A 16,811-nucleotide genomic window follows, 5' to 3' on the forward strand; every position below is an offset into this window, starting at 1 on the left:
CTAGAGTGAATTCAAAAAAGGAGATGAAAATGGAAGTTATTCAATTTGGTAGTGATGATGTGGAAAACAAGCTTTCAAGCATGAGCAAAGATCAATTTGATGATGTTGCTTTTGGAGCGATTCAGCTTGATGCGCAGGGCAACATTTTAAAATATAACGCCGCAGAGGGCGATATTACAGGAAGAAACCCTGAAGAGGTTGTTGGAAAAAACTTTTTCACGCAAGTTGCGCCGTGTACAAATAGCCCTGAGTTTAAAGGGAAGTTTGATGAGGGTGTAAAAAACGACGATTTAAACACAATGTTTGAGTATACGTTTGACTATGAAATGAAACCAACACAGGTGAAAGTTCACATGAAAAAAGCGATGGTCGGTGATTCTTACTGGGTGTTTGTGAAGCGCCTGTAATGTCCAACCGGAGCTTAAAATGGGCTCCAGTCATCGGCAGTTTAATTGCCGATGAACTGGTTCATCTGAGGAAATCAGATCCGAATTCAGACGCAGAGCTTTTAAAAAGTCGAGTTTGGAGTGCGCAGACAAAAATTTCGTTGTCGGAACCATCAATTTCCGAAAAAGACGTGATTTTTCTCGATTCAATGGAGTGGATGGCTTGCGCTACGCGCGTGGTGAAATTCTTTCATATCCATGAGAGTGGTGTGGAGGACTATTTACTCAGAGTGAAAACAGTAGGACAGTGGGCCGAGGTTGTTGAGGAGAGCCGTAAGCTCGGTGCAACGTCTATCACTTTTAATACTTCAGGTTCGACAGGTACACCGAAGTCTATTCAACACGACTGGAAGGCGCTACTTTCGGAAGTTAACTTTTTCAGTTCATTCCTGCGCGAGGGGAGTGCAGCTCCTAATCGCATAATTGCGGCAGTTCCTTCCCACCATATTTATGGTTTTCTTTTTACAGTATTAATTCCAGAGCAACTCGGTATTGAGGTTCTACGTGGTATGAGGGCTCACTCCACGGTTTTTGCAGGGAAACTAGAGGCTGGCGACATTATTGTCGCGTTTCCTGGTTTTCTAAATCAGCTTGTGAAAAAGGAGATGTCTTTTCAGCCTGATGTAACTATCGTCAACTCAACGGGTCCTTGTGCTGTTCATGTGATGTCTGCGTTGAAGTCACAGGGCGTTGACACTTTAGTTGATGTTTACGGAAGCTCTGAAACAGCGGGTATTGGCTATCGCACTGAACCCGGGGAGCCGTACACTCTCCTTCCAAGATGGTTAAAACGCAAGGAAGATTGCTTAAGCGAGCGAGATACTGAGCGCGAGTTCGAAATTCAAGACCGAGTGATTTGGTTGAGCGAACAGAAGTTTCAGTTGGGTGAAAGAAAGGACCAAGCTGTTTCTATCAAGGGAATGAATGTATTCCCAAGCTATGTGTGCGAGAAACTTAAACTACATCGAGATGTTGCCGACGCTCGCGTTCGCGCGATGAACCTAGATGGCAATCACTCTTTAAAGGCCTTGATAGAAGTTGCAAGACCTCTTTGCAAACACGAGCAAGGCGTATTGATATCAGATCTTAAAGAATGGCTAAGTAAGCACTTACTTAAGCATGAAAGGCCAGTGCATTATACATTAGTGGATAAAATACCAACTACAGAAATGGGGAAAGACATGGATTGGTCGATTGAGGTGAAGTCTTAATGAGTGAGCAAGAGGTTGTTTTCGGTGAAAGGGCATTAACGCTTGAAGATATTCATGCGATAGCGATAAAGGGAGTGCCCGTAAAGCTCTCAAAAAATCGTCACTTCAAAGAAACCATTGATGCAGGCGCTAAAGTTGTTGAGAGTGTTCTGAGTCAGGAAGGGAAAGTATATGGAGTGACCACAGGATTTGGTGAAGATTGCACGCATTCGATACCTGAAGAAACCACCTCAGACCTCTCAATCAATCTCACACGCTTTCATGGCTGTGGATTGGGTGACGCTTTTAGTACTCAACAAGTCCGCGCTATTTTAGCCGTTCGTTTGTGTTCGTTAACACAAGGATATTCGGGAGTAAGCTGGGAGCTACTTGAATATCTGTGCCTGTTTTTGAACAAAAATATCTTACCCGTGATTCCGCAAGAAGGAAGTGTTGGAGCAAGCGGCGATTTAACTCCTCTATCCTACGTGGCTGGTGCCTTAATCGGCGAGAGAGATGTCTATTTTGAGGGAGAAACAAGAAGTAGTGCTGAGGTCTTTAGTCAACTTCGTATAAAGCCTTACGTGCTAAAACCTAAAGAAGCTCTGGCACTTATGAATGGTACGGCAGTGATGACCGGAATTGCTTGTTTAGCTTGGCAAAGAGCTGAATACCTCACGCGTCTTTCGACCAAAATTACCGGCCTATGTATTGCGGGCGTTGCCGGCAACACATTTCATTACGACGAATCTCTCTTTGATGTGAAGCCGCACAAAGGACAGCAAGAAGTCGCGAGTTGGTTAAGACATGATTTGAAAAACACGCAAGCGGAAGAGAACTCTAGTCGATTACAAGACAGGTACTCACTTCGTTGCGCGCCACATATTGTTGGTGCGGTGAGAGATGCCTTACCCTTCTTACGTCACACTATTGAGAATGAGCTGAACAGTGCAAACGATAACCCAATTGTTGACCCTGTAAGCAAACGAGTATTACACGGTGGTCACTTTTATGGTGGCCACATTGCAATGGCTATGGATTTGCTGAAAACACAAGTGGCTAACCTTGCAGACTTGCATGACCGGCAGATGGCCTTGTTGTTTGACCCCAAAGTGAACAATGGATTACCGAAAAATTTATCGGCTGCACCTAAAAATAAAATCGCGAGCCACCACGGTTTTAAAGCCGTTCATATCGGTTGCTCTGCATGGACAGCAGAGGCATTGAAGCTTACTATGCCGGCATCAGTTTTCTCACGTTCTACGGAGTCTCACAACCAAGATAAGGTAAGCATGGGAACTATTGCTTCGCGTGATGCAATTAGAGTACTTGAGTTGACTGAGCAGGTTGCTGTAGCGACGATGCTTGCGGCGCATCAAGCGTGCTGGCTACGACAACATAAACTCAAAGAGCAACTAGTCAGTACCGATTCGCTTAAATCTTTCAACTCATATATAAGCGAGAACTTTGAAATAGTTGTAGAAGACAGAAGGCTCGACAACGACTTAAATAGTTGGCTCAAAAGAGCTCACGCACAAACTATCCCTGTTTAGTCTATCGTAAGCTCTAATCACCAATCGGTTGAAAACTCCCAGCAAGAATCCCACCATCGATGGTAAGTTCAGAAGCGTTCATGTAATTAGCTTCGTCGGAAGCCAGAAGCACACATACTGCGGCGACTTCAGATACTTCACCAAAACGTTTCATGGGACAGTCGGCTACGATATTCTGAATATTCTTTTCACGTTGTTCGCCTTCACCCAGCATAGGCTCCCAAATTGGCGTCATGATTGCGGCCGGATGTATTGAATTGCATCGAATCGGTAAGTTTTCTTGTGCGCAATATAGCGCGACGGACTTGGTATGATTGCGAATGGCCGCCTTCGAAGAGGCGTAGGCTGCGGCACGTGGAATGCCAACCAGCCCGGAACGAGACGACATATTAATAATGCTTCCCGAACTTTGCGTTTTGCGCATAAGTTGAATGGCATACTTACAACCCAAAAATGTACCGTCCAAATTCACGGCATGTACTTTGTGCCACTCCTCCAGTGTTGCGTGCTCTGGATCGTGTGGACCAACACCGTCTTCAAAGCCGGTAATGCCCGCATTGTTGAATAGTCCGTTCAGCTTACCAAATTGCTTTTCAATCCAACGGGTGAATTTTTGCCATTCTGTTTCGTTTCGCACATCCAGTCGATAAGCGTAAGCTTGCTTACCAAGTTCATTGGCTAACGCTTGGCACTCATCTTCTAAGATATCCGTTAAAATGACCGTTGCGCCTTCATCGTGAAAAGCCTTAGCGACTCCTGCTCCAATTCCTCGTGCCGCGCCTGTAATAGCAATAACTTTATTGGCTAACCGTCCCATGTTTTTGTCTCTTATTGTTTAACCGCTATTAAAAATAGCACAACCTAAGTCTTTGTTAGCATGCAATTATGCATAACGGGTGAACATGCTTGCGCTGTGAAAAGCACCGTTGTAAGTTAAATCGGTAATTTTTAAAAGGGATAAAAAGTGCTCACCATAGACGCCTTTTTCAGGTTCTCGGCGCTTAGCTTGGCTATTCTTCTGTCGGTGATTGTTGCTCGCGACTTATTTCATAGTCGGCAAGCTAAGCTGTTGGTGGCGACAAATGTCCTCATCGCCTGCTTCTTGTTGGGCGCAATGCCAGACCCTTTTCAGCTTCCGTACGCTATTCGTGTACCTCTTCGATGGTTAGACACCTTATTACTTCCTATAACTTGGCTGTTTGTGCTTACGTTATTTAAGCGCGATTTTTTTATTCGTACCTGGCATTTACTGGGCCTTACCGTGTTGGTGGGTAGTATGTTAGCGGAGCGCCTTGCATGGATGGAAGTGATTGATCGTCTGCCTGATTGGTGGGCGTTATTGGTTCTCGGAAGCTCGTTGCTATTGGTGGGTCATATGCTGGCGATAACCTTGCTCGGGCGCAAAGACGATTTAATAGAGGTTCGTCGCAAATATAGATTGTACCTCATTGCCTTAATTGCACTTTCGATGTTTCTTGCCATTCTTGCTGGATCTTTGTGGTTTAAAGAACAACAGACAACGGTAAATGCAATAAGCGTTTGGATTCCTGCGGTAGCTATGAGTCTTTGGGTGCTATCAGGTCACTCTACTGCCTTAACTTTTTATCATGATGTCAAATCGAAGAAAGTGCCCAACCAGGCAGAGAAAAAGTTATTGTCGAAACTAGAAAGTTTAATGCTCGAGGACAAAATTTACCTAAAGGATCAGCTGACCATTGGTCGTTTATCTGGTTTGATGGGTGTTGCCGAGCACCGATTAAGAAAACTAATCAATAACTATACAGGCTATGAAAACTTCAGTAGTTACGTGAATAACTATAGATTACAAGACGTTATTAGGGTTATGTCTGATAGTGAGAATGACCATTTGCCTATATTAACCATTGCATTAAATCATGGTTTCAATTCGTTACCGCCGTTCAACAGAGCCTTTAAAAAAGAGGTGGGCATGACACCCTCAGAGTTTAGGAAGAATAGGCGTAGTTTTCAGAATTGACGTTATTTTCTTCATTTTCGATAAGATTAAGGTCTACCCTCCTCTTAATCTGAACCTACATTTTCAAACACAGTAGGTTTAGCGCAATGAAAGCATCAATATATAAAAAAGTTCTTCTAATCACCTTTGCCAGTTTGCTGGTTTTGACCTTGTTGTCTTTTGCCGTGATGTACTATCAGGTGAATAAAGCATGGGGAGAGTTCGTTCCTACCGTCAATTCTGAGCAGTTTAGAAGTGAACAGGGCGCGTATGCAATTTTGAATGCCTCTGTACTCTCCCAAGATGGCGAACGGATGCTCGCGAATCAAACTATTATCGTCCGAAACGGAATAATTGAAGCCCTAGATGAGGGTTTGTCAGTTCCAGAGCATGTTGAAGTAATCGATGCTAGCGGGAAGTTTATAATTCCTGGATTAATAGATGCACATGTTCATCTATGGCAATCGCCAAACGATTTACTACTTTACCTCGCAAATGGTGTAACTCATGTACGTGAGCTCAATGGTAGTGAGGAACATTTGTCATGGAGAGAAGATATCGCCGCAGGCCGACCTGGTCCGGATTTATTCGTAGCCACTAGAAGACACAATACTTCAACAGGTTTTTCTGCTTTATTTGACCGCTGGGCAGCAAAAATAAACCCTGTTGCTAGCACAGACAACATGTCGCAGCACGTAGCGAGTATACAAAGTGCAGGTTACGACGCAATTAAGGTTTATACCTTGTTAGACAACGACCATTTTGTTGCCTTACAAGATGCGGCGCGGGAAGCGAATATCCAAATTCTTGGACACATTCCTTTCGATCTCCCGTTAGACCAAGTTTGGGCGTCTGATCTTAAAGATTTAGGCCATGTTGAAGAATTGGTAAAAGCTTTAGATCGAGAATTTGGTGGCTACACTAGAGACGACACAGAAGAGTTTCTTCAGTTTGTAAGAGACCGAAGCGAAGCAGTAGCCGCGGAACTTAACAACAATGACATCGCTGTAGTGACAACTCTAGCGCTCATTGAAAGCTTTTCAGCACAAAAGCTGAGTGTCGAGGACGCGTTATCACACGTTCACGCAGAATATGTAAACACGGGTATCGCTGAATCTTTAGGTGACAGCTTTAAGGTTATGGGTTGGTTGCCAGAATCTAATATCTATCGTTTACCAGAAGATTATCCTGAAGACCTTATTCCAGGGAACCAAAGATATTGGAATGCATATGCAGAAGCGAACCAAATACTTCTTCAGGCCATGGTTCAGCAGAATGTACTCATTCTAGCGGGAACAGATGCGAACGTACCTATTATGGTGCCAGGTTATTCACTTCATGAGGAGTTAGAGTCGCTAGTCGCTATTGGCTTTACGCCTGCGCAAGCTTTACGAAGTGCTACTACCACCACAGCGCAGCAAATGAATATTGAATCAGGCGTTATTCGTGAAGGGTATCAAGCAGATTTATTGATATTGAATGCCAACCCTTTGAATAACATAAGCCATACCAAAACTATCGTTGAAGTGATAAGTAATGGGCGTAGGTATACAGGTGAAGACATCGAGAATATGCGCGAAGCTGTAAGAGTCGCTAACCAAGGTTAGCGACTCAGCGACGCTTAATCTTTGGTTTTGCCAAGCATGCTCTGTAGTACTGAATCTTTGCGAATCAGACCGTGATGGAGTGCTGCCGCTATATGCAAAACAACCAGTGCGACAAGACCCCATGCAATCCAACTATGCGTTTCACGGAAGAAGCCATACGCGGAAAGATTGACAGGAATTATTGCTGGGAGCGTAAACAAACCAAAGAATTCGATAGGCCGGCCCGCTGCATTTTGCATTAAGTAGCCGCTTATAGGCATGGCAAACATAGCGACATAGAGTAAAACGTGTGACAAGTGCGCAATACGTTTCTGTGAGGGCGCGAGGTCTTTAGGTAACTCGGGCTGCTCGTGAGTGAGGCGAATAATGAGTCGCCAAATGACGAGCAGTAATGCCACCACACCAAACGATTTATGAATGGCGAGCAGTTCAACCTGCCAGGTTTGCAGGCTTTGCACCATTGAAAGCCCCGCAAAAATAAGAGACCAAATGAGCAATGCCATGGCCCAATGAATAATGCGTGCTGGAGTGCTATGTACCGTTGGCTTACTCATGGCTTGCATCCTCACCTTGTCCTAAAAACGTTTCTCTTGCTCTTCTTCGATAAGACTCAGCATAAGCCGCTGAACGCGCTCTTAAAATGGGGTCTGCTGTTGCTGCCATGCCTTCGGGTAATACCAACGGGTCAAAGTTAATTTCATTACAAAGTGCCCCTGCTTGAGGTGACACCCCAGTAATAACGATTTGCCCTGCATTTATAGTTTCGCGATCTTCTGGCCAAGGAATTGTCGGATTGTTTTCGTCATCTTGTTCGGATGCCAACGTGACCATAAAGTCAAAAACAACAGCGTTTTGTTGAATACGTGCTGCAAACTCTTCTTGCAGTGCGTCTGGGTTCTCTGCGTTTATAGCAATAGCGGGCGAACTGCTTGTTTCGCTCGAAGGGGCGACTGCCCAACGGATCGCTTGCTGGTTACCGTTCTCGTCTATGAGGTAAAACGCGTTAATACTGTTGTAAGTTTCCGTAGCAAAGCTTTGTGATGGCGAATAGGAAGCCTGCCAATTCCGCAAGGCTTGCGTTTCTGGGTGGCTGGCAAAGAAAGCCTGAATTCTTTCAGGATTACGCTCACCCGTTTCAGGGTCTGGAGACAAGGCTTGAATCATGGCGAAGAAATCTTCGGGTGTTCCCACAGGCATAACCGGTGGTGTATTCATAGCGGTACGCCAAGTTTGGTTACCCTCACCAAAGCTGAGCGCTAAGCTTCGAACGCCAGCCGCCATATCCGGTGCGGTTGGGTTGTTACCAGAAATAGAAATGCGTCCTGTAAATGGGTGACTTCCTGATTGAAAAGCATCTGCTGTGGTATACGAGGAAAGTGCCCCATTCGCGTTAAAGTTACCTTCTATACAAAAGCCTTTGGCATGTGCGCGCCGGAAACCCGCGTGTGGATTTTGTCCGCCTTGCATGTCGACGAAGCGTTCCGCGGTTACCTCTGATTGACCTACGCCAGAGGCAACAGCCCAAACTAAGGCTACTAGGCCAACGATAACAACACCGATCACACCATATCTTGCGAGCATAAGAGACATCCTTTGAATTCAATTAATTATTGAACGAAGTTTTTCTTTGTATGGATCTGTCCGTAGCCAAGTTACGCGGGAAGTGAAAGAATAAAACTACTTGAGCAGCTTCACAAACTCCTCCGGTGGTAATGGCTTATTGAAGTAATACCCTTGGAAGTAGTCGCAACCAAATGTCACTAACGTATCCACTTGTTCTTGGGTTTCTGTGCCTTCGGCGATTAGCGATAAGTCCATGGCATGGGCAATGGCGATAATCGACTTCACAAGTTCCACGTTTTCTTTCGATTGAATTTGGTCGACAAAGACTTTGTCGATTTTAATCGCATCAATCGGCAGCTTGCTGAGATAGGACAAAGATGAATAGCCAGTGCCAAAGTCGTCGAGTGCTACTTTTATTCCATGACTCTGCAGGTCAGAAAGTGCTGCTGAGGCGGTGTCTTTTTCAGACAATAAGTTCGATTCGGTAAGCTCTACCTCAATGTCGGCATTCTCTAATGAGAAATTGGTTAGCTCCTTTAGCAACTGCTCTACAAAATCTCGGTCTTCGATTTGTGACGCAGTAATATTTATGGAAATTGGAACAACGCTTAAATTTTGGTTTTTCCATGTCATTTGCTGTTTGCAAACTTGCTGAATTACCCACTTACCCAGTTTGTGAATAATGCCGCTACTTTCCGCAATGGGTATAAATTGGGCTGGTGAAATAAAGCCTTGCTGAGGGTGTTTCCAACGTATAAGGGCTTCAGCGCCTACAACTTTTCCACTTTTATGGTGTTTCGGTTGATACACCATAAATAATTCATTTGAAGAGTCCATGGCGTGAAGTAAGTCAATTTCCATTTGTCGCCGATTATTGAGTTCATGCAGAAGCACAGGATCAAACAATGATGCTTGGTCTCTTCCCTGCTCCTTTGCTTGTATAACCGCGCGTTCTGCCGCATTAACGATGTCTAGGTTTTCCCCAACTTGAGAAGGGAAAACAACTGCGCCCATGCTGCATGTGATATTTATTTTTCGGCTACCGATTTCAAATGTTTTCATGACAACTGCACGAATGGCGGTCCAATGCATTTGAATAGAAGCATTAAAGTCGCCTGTGAATTTATTGATAAGAATCGCGAATTCGTCGCCTCCATTTCGAGCCACTAGGATACGGTCGGATTTAAAATGAGAAAGGCGTGCGCCGAGCTCTCTAATCACTTGGTCGCCGGCCTCATATCCGTACTTTTGATTCACTTCTCCAAAGTGGTCGATATCAAGCATGAGCAGTAGACAGTTGGTATTCGACTTTTGAGCCTGAAAAAATGACTCGCTAATTTGGTTTAGTAGCCGCGCTCGGTTCGGGAGACGCGTAAGGTAGTCGGTATAAGCGGTCATTTTCAATTCCGACTCTAATTTGTCACGTTTAATTTCAGCGCAAATTCGACTTGAGAATGCTTCGAGCACTACCCGCAGCTTTCTGTTGGTGTCGATCTCATGCTTATAAAGAATAACAAGTAAGCCAATTAGCCTATTTTGTTCGTCAAACAACGGACAGCCGATATAAGACTCAATACCTTCTTGGAGAAGCATCTCGTCGTTTGGAAACAGCTCTGCTACTGAACTTGGATAAAAACATATACCTTTGTCGATAACATTCTCACACGGTGAACCGCGCCGTGCATATCTAAAGTTCGGTACGCGTGTTTGGCCTTTGTAAACTACTTTGGTTTGTATGTAGTCGGGAGCGCTTTCATCGTAGTCGGCGAGAATGAGAAAGTCTGACTTCGCGTAGTCCGCAAGTATTTCCAGTAGCTCTTCATAAAATTGAGAGAGGTCGCCGCTGTTCGATACTTCCGCTATACGGCTTAGTACTGTATCCATCTGCTCGCTTTCAGATATTTCGTGGTCGAGCGCCATGGTTTTGTATCGCAAGTAGTCACTAATATAGAGTGTGACATACAACGATAGAAGGGTTAGAGGTACGCCGCCAACATAAAAGATATTCCATTCTAGATTATCGAGTTTATACCCTGCGAAGGTGGCTAAGGGCATAAGAGTTACAGTTATAAAGAGAGCGGTACTCAAAGTGGTTACATGGTGTTTATAAAACTTAAATGCACAATAAAAAAGATAAACGCTAATAAAACCAAAAAGGCTATGAAGTAGAAAGAAGGAGTTACCCTCTTGCCCTCGTAGCAAATAAGCTTGATCACCAAAAATTGTGGTGTACGGCACTAAATGATGTTCTGTGCCATAGCGAGCGTTTGAGCCTATCAAAGCGTTAACGATAAGTATGGCTAACAGTACAGCGGCGACGCCCATGGTTACCTTGCCGGTATGTTTGACCCTCGACCATTTCCCAAAGGTATAAATAATCAAAGGGTATCCTAAGAGGATGAGCGATGAATGGTAAAAAGCGAGTTGTTGTGCTTGTTCTAAGTTGGAGGTAGATAACAGCGCCATACTGGTCAGGTGAAAGAAGAACAGTACAACGTTAAGAACAGCTAGAGTAAGAAAGTAGACACGCTTTTCAGCTAAGCCCGAGCGCGCAATTAACGCTGCGCACAACAGGTTGAAACCCATGAGAATGCTATAAAAAATATCCATTCACACCACTTAGCTAAGAGCTGCTCAAATTAGGTACGCATACCACCGACATCGCAATTCTCTCAAATACAAACATATATTAGAAAGCAATTGCTTTAAAAATAACCATTTTTATTGATGCGGGTCAATAAAAGATAGCCAGTACACTTTATGCCCGTGGTTTTGAGCAGTTAAACGATGGCAAGTACTCCAAAGATAAGCATCGCTACAATGACAAGCCATGAGGCAAGAAACAGGTTGAAGCGCAGCAACACAACATTGGTTGTGGTTTGTACCCAAGAGTGAAGAACGCGCAACGTAACATAAGCCCATGCTAGCGATAGCGTGGTGATATGTACTGCATCAAGAATAGCCAAGCTAAAACACGCCACATAAAAAATAACGGGTTGTTCGAACAAGTGATTGTAATTGTCAGCAATCCAACCAGTTTTCTCGCTCAGTAAACTTTTTAAATGTTTGGTGTCTTGCCCTTTTTGAGGGTGTACCTTCAGCGCTTTCATATCTTTTACTCTTGCGAGCATAAGGCGAATAGCCACAAGGAAAGTAAACAAGCCCATGGCAAGAGCAGGAAGGAGTATGAGTTGAGAGTTCATCATGGTTAATAAAATCCTTAGTTATAGGTTGTTATTTCGGACAATCAGCTTGAAGCATTCACTTTAATATAGCCTGATGCTCTCCATCTTGTCTTGATTGACTTGCCATAATTAGATTACAAATGTAGTCTTGAGGTTCGGATTACGATTGTAATCATAACTGTGCGAGGACTCTGATGACCAAAGCAAACGATATATCTAATGCTGAGTTAACGATTCTAAAGGTGCTATGGAAAAGCTCGCCAATACGTTCTGCAGAAGTGGTTGCGCAAGTTCAGGAAGTGGAAGCGTGGCATGAAAAAACGGTGAAAACACTTTTGAATAGGCTTGTGAAAAAAGGCGCTGTTAGCTTTGAGAAGGAGGGGAGGTCGTATAGTTATTTCCCATTAATTGCGGAGCAAGATTATCAGAAGCAAATGAGTACTTCGCTGGTAGATCGAGTTTTTTCAGGGAAGATTTCAGGGTTGGTTTCAGGCTTTGCTGAACAGCGTAATTTAGACGCTGAAGATATTGAAAGTTTGAAGCAACTTATTGACGCTTGGGAGGAGAAGCAAGATGGAAAGCCTGATTAATTTTGGCGTGGCGAGCACGCTTTTTGTTTCAGCTGTGTCTTTACTACTTCTTATTACTAACTCTTGGTCATTGAAGCATTTGGGTGCTAGAGCAACCTACCAATTATGGGTATTAATTCCGCTTTCGCTCGTAGTACTCGGTTTAGCGCCTTCCGTAGCTGAACTTGCAGCGCATATCTCTGGCGCTGAAATGGAACCCATAAAAGTAATAGCAGAGCTACAAACAGCAATTCAGGCGAGCAGACCAGTGGGAGCTGAAAACTTAAATTACACTGCAATGCTAATTGTATGGGGCGTTGGAGTGTTAATGATTGCAGCGCTTGGAGTGTACGATTTAATAAAGCTGCATTACTTTATGAAACGGAATGCTAAGTGTTCAGGGCGCTTTCAGTACCAATATAAAGGTGTTGCGCCGTCTACATTTGGGCTCTTTAAACCAAATCTTCTTCTTCCCGATAATTTCGCAAGCATTTACAACAGCCAAGAACGCAGGTTCATTCTTACTCATGAAATTATGCACTGGCGCCGTGGCGATACTCGAGCCAACTTAGTTGCTTGGCTATTATTCAGCGTGCAATGGTTTAACCCGTTAATGTGGGCTGCCTATAGACGATTTCGGGTAGACCAAGAGCTAGCATGCGATGCGGACGTGCTCGCAAAATACAATGCTGAACCTAGTTCAGTAACAACTAAAAAATATGCGCAGACCCTTTTAAAGGCGACCGCGGAACATTCATCCAGTAAATCTAATGCGTGGTCTAAGAATTCAGTGTTTTCGGTAAGCCCATGTAGTACGCATTATGGCAACCCAAAAGGAAATAAAACGATGTTAAAACAACGCTTTAACCAGTTACAAAACCGCTCGAAAGGAAACCAAGTTGTTGTTGTAGTGAGCGCGGCAATGATTGCTGCGTGCGCATTGGCCTGGAATATTCCGACGGCCTCGGCAGAGTCTGAAGAAGCGCCTACTCCTCTTGTTCGTGTTAGCCCTATGTATCCAGCAGCGGCAGCTCGAAATGGTGTTGAGGGTCATGTAAGAGTTCGCTTTACGATTAATCAAAACGGGCAAACTGAAAACCTTACGGTAATAGAGTCGGTGCCTGAAGGTGTTTTTGAACGTGAAGCTATGCGTGCTTTGTCGAAATGGCGCTATATGCCACAAGACAATGTTGAAGCGACTGTGAAATTGGAATTTAATATGGGTTCTAATAACTAATTCACGGAGATAACCGGTTCCTGTTTATGAATCGATAAGGAAAGCATTATGACAAGAAAGTTTATTTTAATTATGGCTGCCGCGGGTTTACTTGCGGGGTGTGCTGCATCAGATAATTCGGTGAGTAACAGCGAGTCAGTGGATACCCATAGAACCTTGGCAACAACACCTGAGCAAACTCAGCCACTGGTGCGAGTGGCTCCACGCTTTCCAGTTGAGGCGGCTCGACGGCGTCTTGAGGGTTACGTGTCTTTGCAATTAACTGTGGATAATGAGGGTCGTCCACAAAATATCACAGTCGTTGATTCTGAGCCTGAAGGTGTCTTTGAGCGAGAAGTTATTAAAGCTGTTGAGCAATGGCGATATGTTCCGGCCGACAATGTGGAAATCATGATTCGACTCGATATGAGGCTGGTCCAAGAGTAGGTCCTTGGAGCAAACAACAAATACCGCATCTCTTATGGGATGCGGTATTTTATTTAGGGTGTCTTATTGCTCTAAAGATTTGGCTTATTATTTTTCTTGCTGGCGCAAATAGTCGTCGTAACTGCCTGCAAAATCGCGAAATCCTTGGTCGGTAATTTCAATAATACGGTTGGCAAGTGACGAAACGAATTCACGGTCGTGACTCACAAAGAGCAACGTTCCTTTGTAGTTTTCTAAAGCTAAGTTAAGCGCTTCAATCGACTCCATGTCTAAATGGTTGGTTGGCTCATCCATAACCAAAATATTCGGACTTTGTAGCATGAGCTTGCCGAAAATCATGCGACCTTTTTCACCACCCGAAAGAATTTTCACAGGCTTTTTGATGTCGTCTTGTGAAAATAGCATACGACCCAAAACCCCACGGACATTCTGCTCGTCGTGGTGAGGCTGCATCCACTGGCTCATCCACTCAAATACGTTTTGGTTTTGTGCAAACATGTCTGCGTGATCTTGTGGGCAGTAGCCTATATTAGCGTTTTCCGACCACTTATAACTTCCATCTGTTGGTGTGTAATCGCCAACTAAGGTCTTTATCAGTGTAGTTTTACCGATACCATTGCTACCAAGAATCGCGACTTTCTCACCCACTTCGATATGGGTAGAAAGTTGCTTGAGGACTTGGTTGTCCTCGAAAGATTTACTTAAGTTCTCAACTTCAAGCGCTAAGCGGTACAGTTTTTTCTCATTCTCAAAGCGAATATATGGACTCATACGGCTAGAAGCTTTCACTTCTGCCAATTGAATTTTTTCAATTTGGCGTGCCCGAGAAGTTGCCTGTTTGGCTTTTGAAGCATTCGCAGAAAAACGACTCACAAAGCTCTGAAGTTCTGCAATTTTGTCCTTCTTCTTCGCGTTGTCTTGTAATAATTGCTCCCGCGCTTGTGTTGCGGCAAACATGTAGTCGTCGTAGTTGCCTGGGTATAAACGAAGCTCGCCATAATCAATGTCAGCCATGTGAGTACAGACACTATTAAGGAAATGACGGTCGTGCGAAATGATAATCATGGTGCTTTGACGCTCCGCAAGAATATTCTCTAACCAACGAATGGTGTTGATGTCGAGGTTATTGGTCGGCTCATCAAGAAGCATAATGTCAGGATCGGAGAACAACACTTGTGCAAGCAGTACTCGAATCTTCAAGCCGGGCGCAAGAGAGGACATGGGCTCAAAATGCTGCTCAAGAGGAATGCCCAAACCTGAAAGAAGTTCCTGGGCTCTTGGTTCTGCCGTGTAACCATCGAGTTCTCCGAACTCGATTTCAAGGTCGCCAACACGCATGCCGTCTTCCTCGGTCATTTCCCTAGCGTAAATTTGATCTCTCTCTTCCTTAACCGCCCACAGGGTTTCGTGACCCATAATAACGGTATCCACTACAGAAAAAGCTTCATATGCGAAGTGGTCTTGGCGTAACTTACCGACACGTAAGTCAGGCGGTATGGAAACGTTGCCGCTTGAAGGCTCTTGCTCACCACTTAAAATTCGCATGAAGGTAGATTTGCCGCACCCATTTGCGCCGATTAAGCCGTAGCGATTTCCTTGGCCAAACTTAACGGATATATTTTCGAATAGTGGTTTTGCACCAAATTGCATGGTGATATTTGCAGCTGAAATCACGAATGGGTACTCAATTAAAAAGGGGAAATAAAAGGCATGTCGCCAAACGGGCGCAAGTTTAACAGAAATAATCGTGAATTTGATGGTTTATCCTACGAATTAACGCCGCTCTCAAGTAGAATGTAACTTCATACCTTTATCGAGTTGCATATCTATACATGACATTTTCCGATCTTAAGCTTTGCCCTGAAATTCTTACCGCTCTAGACCAACAAGGCTATACCGAGCCTACGCCAATCCAAGCACAAGCAATCCCCTCAGTACTTGCAGGCAGTGACGTTATGGCCGCTGCTCAAACTGGAACCGGTAAAACAGCAGGGTTTACGTTACCTATATTAGAAAAGCTGAAGGACGGAGAGCGCGCTAAACCGAATACCGCTCGTGTACTTATTTTAACGCCGACACGGGAGCTAGCTGCGCAAGTAGGCGAGAGTGTTGCAACTTATGGTGCTGGCTTGCCATTAAAATCTGCTGTGGTTTTCGGTGGCGTGAAAATTAACCCACAGATGATGAAGCTCCGCAAAGGCGTCGACATTCTTGTCGCCACACCTGGACGCTTGCTCGACCTTTACCAGCAAAACGCCGTTCGTTTTCCTAAATTAGAAATATTGGTGTTGGACGAAGCTGACCGCATGCTCGACATGGGCTTTATTCACGACATCAAGAAAATTATTAAACTGTTACCTGCAAAGCGACAAACATTAATGTTTTCGGCGACTTTCTCGAATGATATTCGCAAACTTGCGAAAAGTTTGGTGAATAATCCTGTGGAAATATCGGTGGCGCCCGCAAATGCTACTGCTGAACGTATTGAGCAGGTTCTTTATGCTGCTGAAAAAAGCAAAAAGTCGCGGATGTTAATGCAAATACTTCGTAACCTGAAGTTGCCTCAAGTGATTGTATTTTCTCGCACCAAACACGGCGCCAATAGGTTAGTGAAACAGCTTCACGCAGACGGCTTTTTAGCAGCGGCTATTCATGGCAACAAAAGCCAAGGTGCAAGAACAAAAGCGTTAGCCGAATTTAAGTCTGGAAAGGTACAGGTGCTGGTTGCGACCGATATTGCTGCACGCGGTATAGATATCGATAAACTCCCATACGTCATTAACTATGACTTACCGCAAGTGGCGGAAGACTATGTTCACCGTATTGGGCGCACAGGTAGAGCCGGGCAAGTAGGGCATGCTATTTCATTGGTGATGGACGAAGAATTCAAAACGTTAAAAGCGATTGAAAAACTGACAGGTGAACCTATTGAACGCCGCCAGCTTGAGGGTTTTGCGCCAGTTGAACTAACCGGTAAAACACCACCGCCTAAAAAAGCTCCGAGGCCTCCTAGGAAACCATCGAACTCTAATAATCGAAACCATCGTAAGAAATAAATAC

Annotated in this window: 15 protein-coding genes; 9 read left to right on the forward strand and 6 right to left on the reverse strand. The window is 44.4% G+C overall.

Going from position 1 to position 16,811, the window contains the following annotated elements; genetic code table 11:
* Window positions 1-29 precede the first annotated feature (29 nt).
* The 3 genes from pyp to hutH are packed head-to-tail and all read left to right on the forward strand — an operon-like array spanning window position 30 to window position 3,189.
* Window positions 30-407: a photoactive yellow protein gene (gene pyp, locus EYQ95_RS08440; protein WP_111915483.1), complete on the forward strand. Its 378-nt coding sequence runs from the start codon at window positions 30-32 to the stop codon at window positions 405-407.
* Window positions 407-1,657 (forward strand): AMP-binding protein, encoded by a 1,251-nt coding sequence (locus EYQ95_RS08445; RefSeq protein ID WP_111915482.1) that lies wholly within the window; start codon window positions 407-409, stop codon window positions 1,655-1,657. Before pyp ends, EYQ95_RS08445 begins: the two co-directional genes overlap by 1 nt.
* The gene (gene hutH, locus EYQ95_RS08450) at window positions 1,657-3,189 is read left to right on the forward strand and encodes a histidine ammonia-lyase (protein ID WP_111915481.1); all 1,533 of its coding nucleotides are present in this window, start codon (window positions 1,657-1,659) and stop codon (window positions 3,187-3,189) included. The genes EYQ95_RS08445 and hutH overlap by 1 nt, the downstream gene beginning before the upstream one ends.
* Before the next feature lie 13 nt (window positions 3,190-3,202).
* Here the strand turns inward: hutH and EYQ95_RS08455 are convergent, their stop codons facing one another.
* Window positions 3,203-4,006, reverse strand: coding sequence for an SDR family oxidoreductase (locus EYQ95_RS08455; RefSeq protein WP_111915480.1), 804 nt, complete (start codon window positions 4,004-4,006; stop codon window positions 3,203-3,205).
* 147 nt (window positions 4,007-4,153) lie between these two features.
* On the opposite strand from EYQ95_RS08455, the gene EYQ95_RS08460 reads away from it, so the two are divergent.
* Both EYQ95_RS08460 and EYQ95_RS08465 read left to right on the forward strand, forming a co-directional pair.
* Window positions 4,154-5,185 (forward strand): helix-turn-helix transcriptional regulator, encoded by a 1,032-nt coding sequence (locus EYQ95_RS08460; protein WP_111915479.1) that lies wholly within the window; start codon window positions 4,154-4,156, stop codon window positions 5,183-5,185.
* Between the two features lie 86 nt (window positions 5,186-5,271).
* Window positions 5,272-6,771, forward strand: a complete 1,500-nt coding sequence (locus EYQ95_RS08465; protein WP_111915478.1) for an amidohydrolase family protein — start codon at window positions 5,272-5,274, stop codon at window positions 6,769-6,771.
* 14 nt (window positions 6,772-6,785) lie between these two features.
* Here EYQ95_RS08465 and EYQ95_RS08470 read toward each other — a convergent pair whose 3' ends face one another.
* From EYQ95_RS08470 to EYQ95_RS08485, 4 genes are all read right to left on the reverse strand, one after another.
* The gene (locus EYQ95_RS08470) at window positions 6,786-7,325 is read right to left on the reverse strand and encodes a cytochrome b (protein WP_111915683.1); all 540 of its coding nucleotides are present in this window, start codon (window positions 7,323-7,325) and stop codon (window positions 6,786-6,788) included.
* Window positions 7,318-8,352 carry a catalase family peroxidase gene (locus tag EYQ95_RS08475; RefSeq protein WP_111915477.1) on the reverse strand — a complete coding sequence of 345 codons (1,035 nt, stop codon included), beginning with the start codon at window positions 8,350-8,352 and terminating at the stop codon, window positions 7,318-7,320. The genes EYQ95_RS08470 and EYQ95_RS08475 overlap by 8 nt, the downstream gene beginning before the upstream one ends.
* A 96-nt stretch (window positions 8,353-8,448) precedes the next feature.
* On the reverse strand, window positions 8,449-10,944 hold the full coding sequence (locus EYQ95_RS08480; RefSeq protein ID WP_111915476.1) for a bifunctional diguanylate cyclase/phosphodiesterase: 2,496 nt from the start codon (window positions 10,942-10,944) through the stop codon (window positions 8,449-8,451).
* A 170-nt stretch (window positions 10,945-11,114) separates the two neighbouring features.
* Window positions 11,115-11,540, reverse strand: coding sequence for an MAPEG family protein (locus EYQ95_RS08485; protein WP_111915475.1), 426 nt, complete (start codon window positions 11,538-11,540; stop codon window positions 11,115-11,117).
* Between the two features lie 173 nt (window positions 11,541-11,713).
* On the opposite strand from EYQ95_RS08485, the gene EYQ95_RS08490 reads away from it, so the two are divergent.
* From EYQ95_RS08490 to EYQ95_RS08500, 3 genes are read left to right on the forward strand one after another with little or no spacing between them, the layout of a single operon-like run.
* On the forward strand, window positions 11,714-12,109 hold the full coding sequence (locus EYQ95_RS08490) for a BlaI/MecI/CopY family transcriptional regulator (protein ID WP_111915474.1): 396 nt from the start codon (window positions 11,714-11,716) through the stop codon (window positions 12,107-12,109).
* Window positions 12,093-13,325: a TonB family protein gene (locus tag EYQ95_RS08495; protein WP_111915473.1), complete on the forward strand. Its 1,233-nt coding sequence runs from the start codon at window positions 12,093-12,095 to the stop codon at window positions 13,323-13,325. Before EYQ95_RS08490 ends, EYQ95_RS08495 begins: the two co-directional genes overlap by 17 nt.
* Before the next feature lie 48 nt (window positions 13,326-13,373).
* The gene (locus EYQ95_RS08500) at window positions 13,374-13,751 is read left to right on the forward strand and encodes an energy transducer TonB (RefSeq protein ID WP_111915472.1); all 378 of its coding nucleotides are present in this window, start codon (window positions 13,374-13,376) and stop codon (window positions 13,749-13,751) included.
* An 87-nt stretch (window positions 13,752-13,838) separates the two neighbouring features.
* Here EYQ95_RS08500 and EYQ95_RS08505 read toward each other — a convergent pair whose 3' ends face one another.
* Window positions 13,839-15,425, reverse strand: a complete 1,587-nt coding sequence (locus EYQ95_RS08505) for an ABC-F family ATPase (RefSeq protein WP_111915471.1) — start codon at window positions 15,423-15,425, stop codon at window positions 13,839-13,841.
* A 158-nt stretch (window positions 15,426-15,583) separates the two neighbouring features.
* Between EYQ95_RS08505 and EYQ95_RS08510 the strand changes: the two genes are divergently transcribed.
* Window positions 15,584-16,807 carry a DEAD/DEAH box helicase gene (locus EYQ95_RS08510; protein ID WP_111915470.1) on the forward strand — a complete coding sequence of 408 codons (1,224 nt, stop codon included), beginning with the start codon at window positions 15,584-15,586 and terminating at the stop codon, window positions 16,805-16,807.
* Window positions 16,808-16,811 lie beyond the last annotated feature (4 nt).

Source organism: Lysobacter sp. N42, assembly GCF_004344885.1.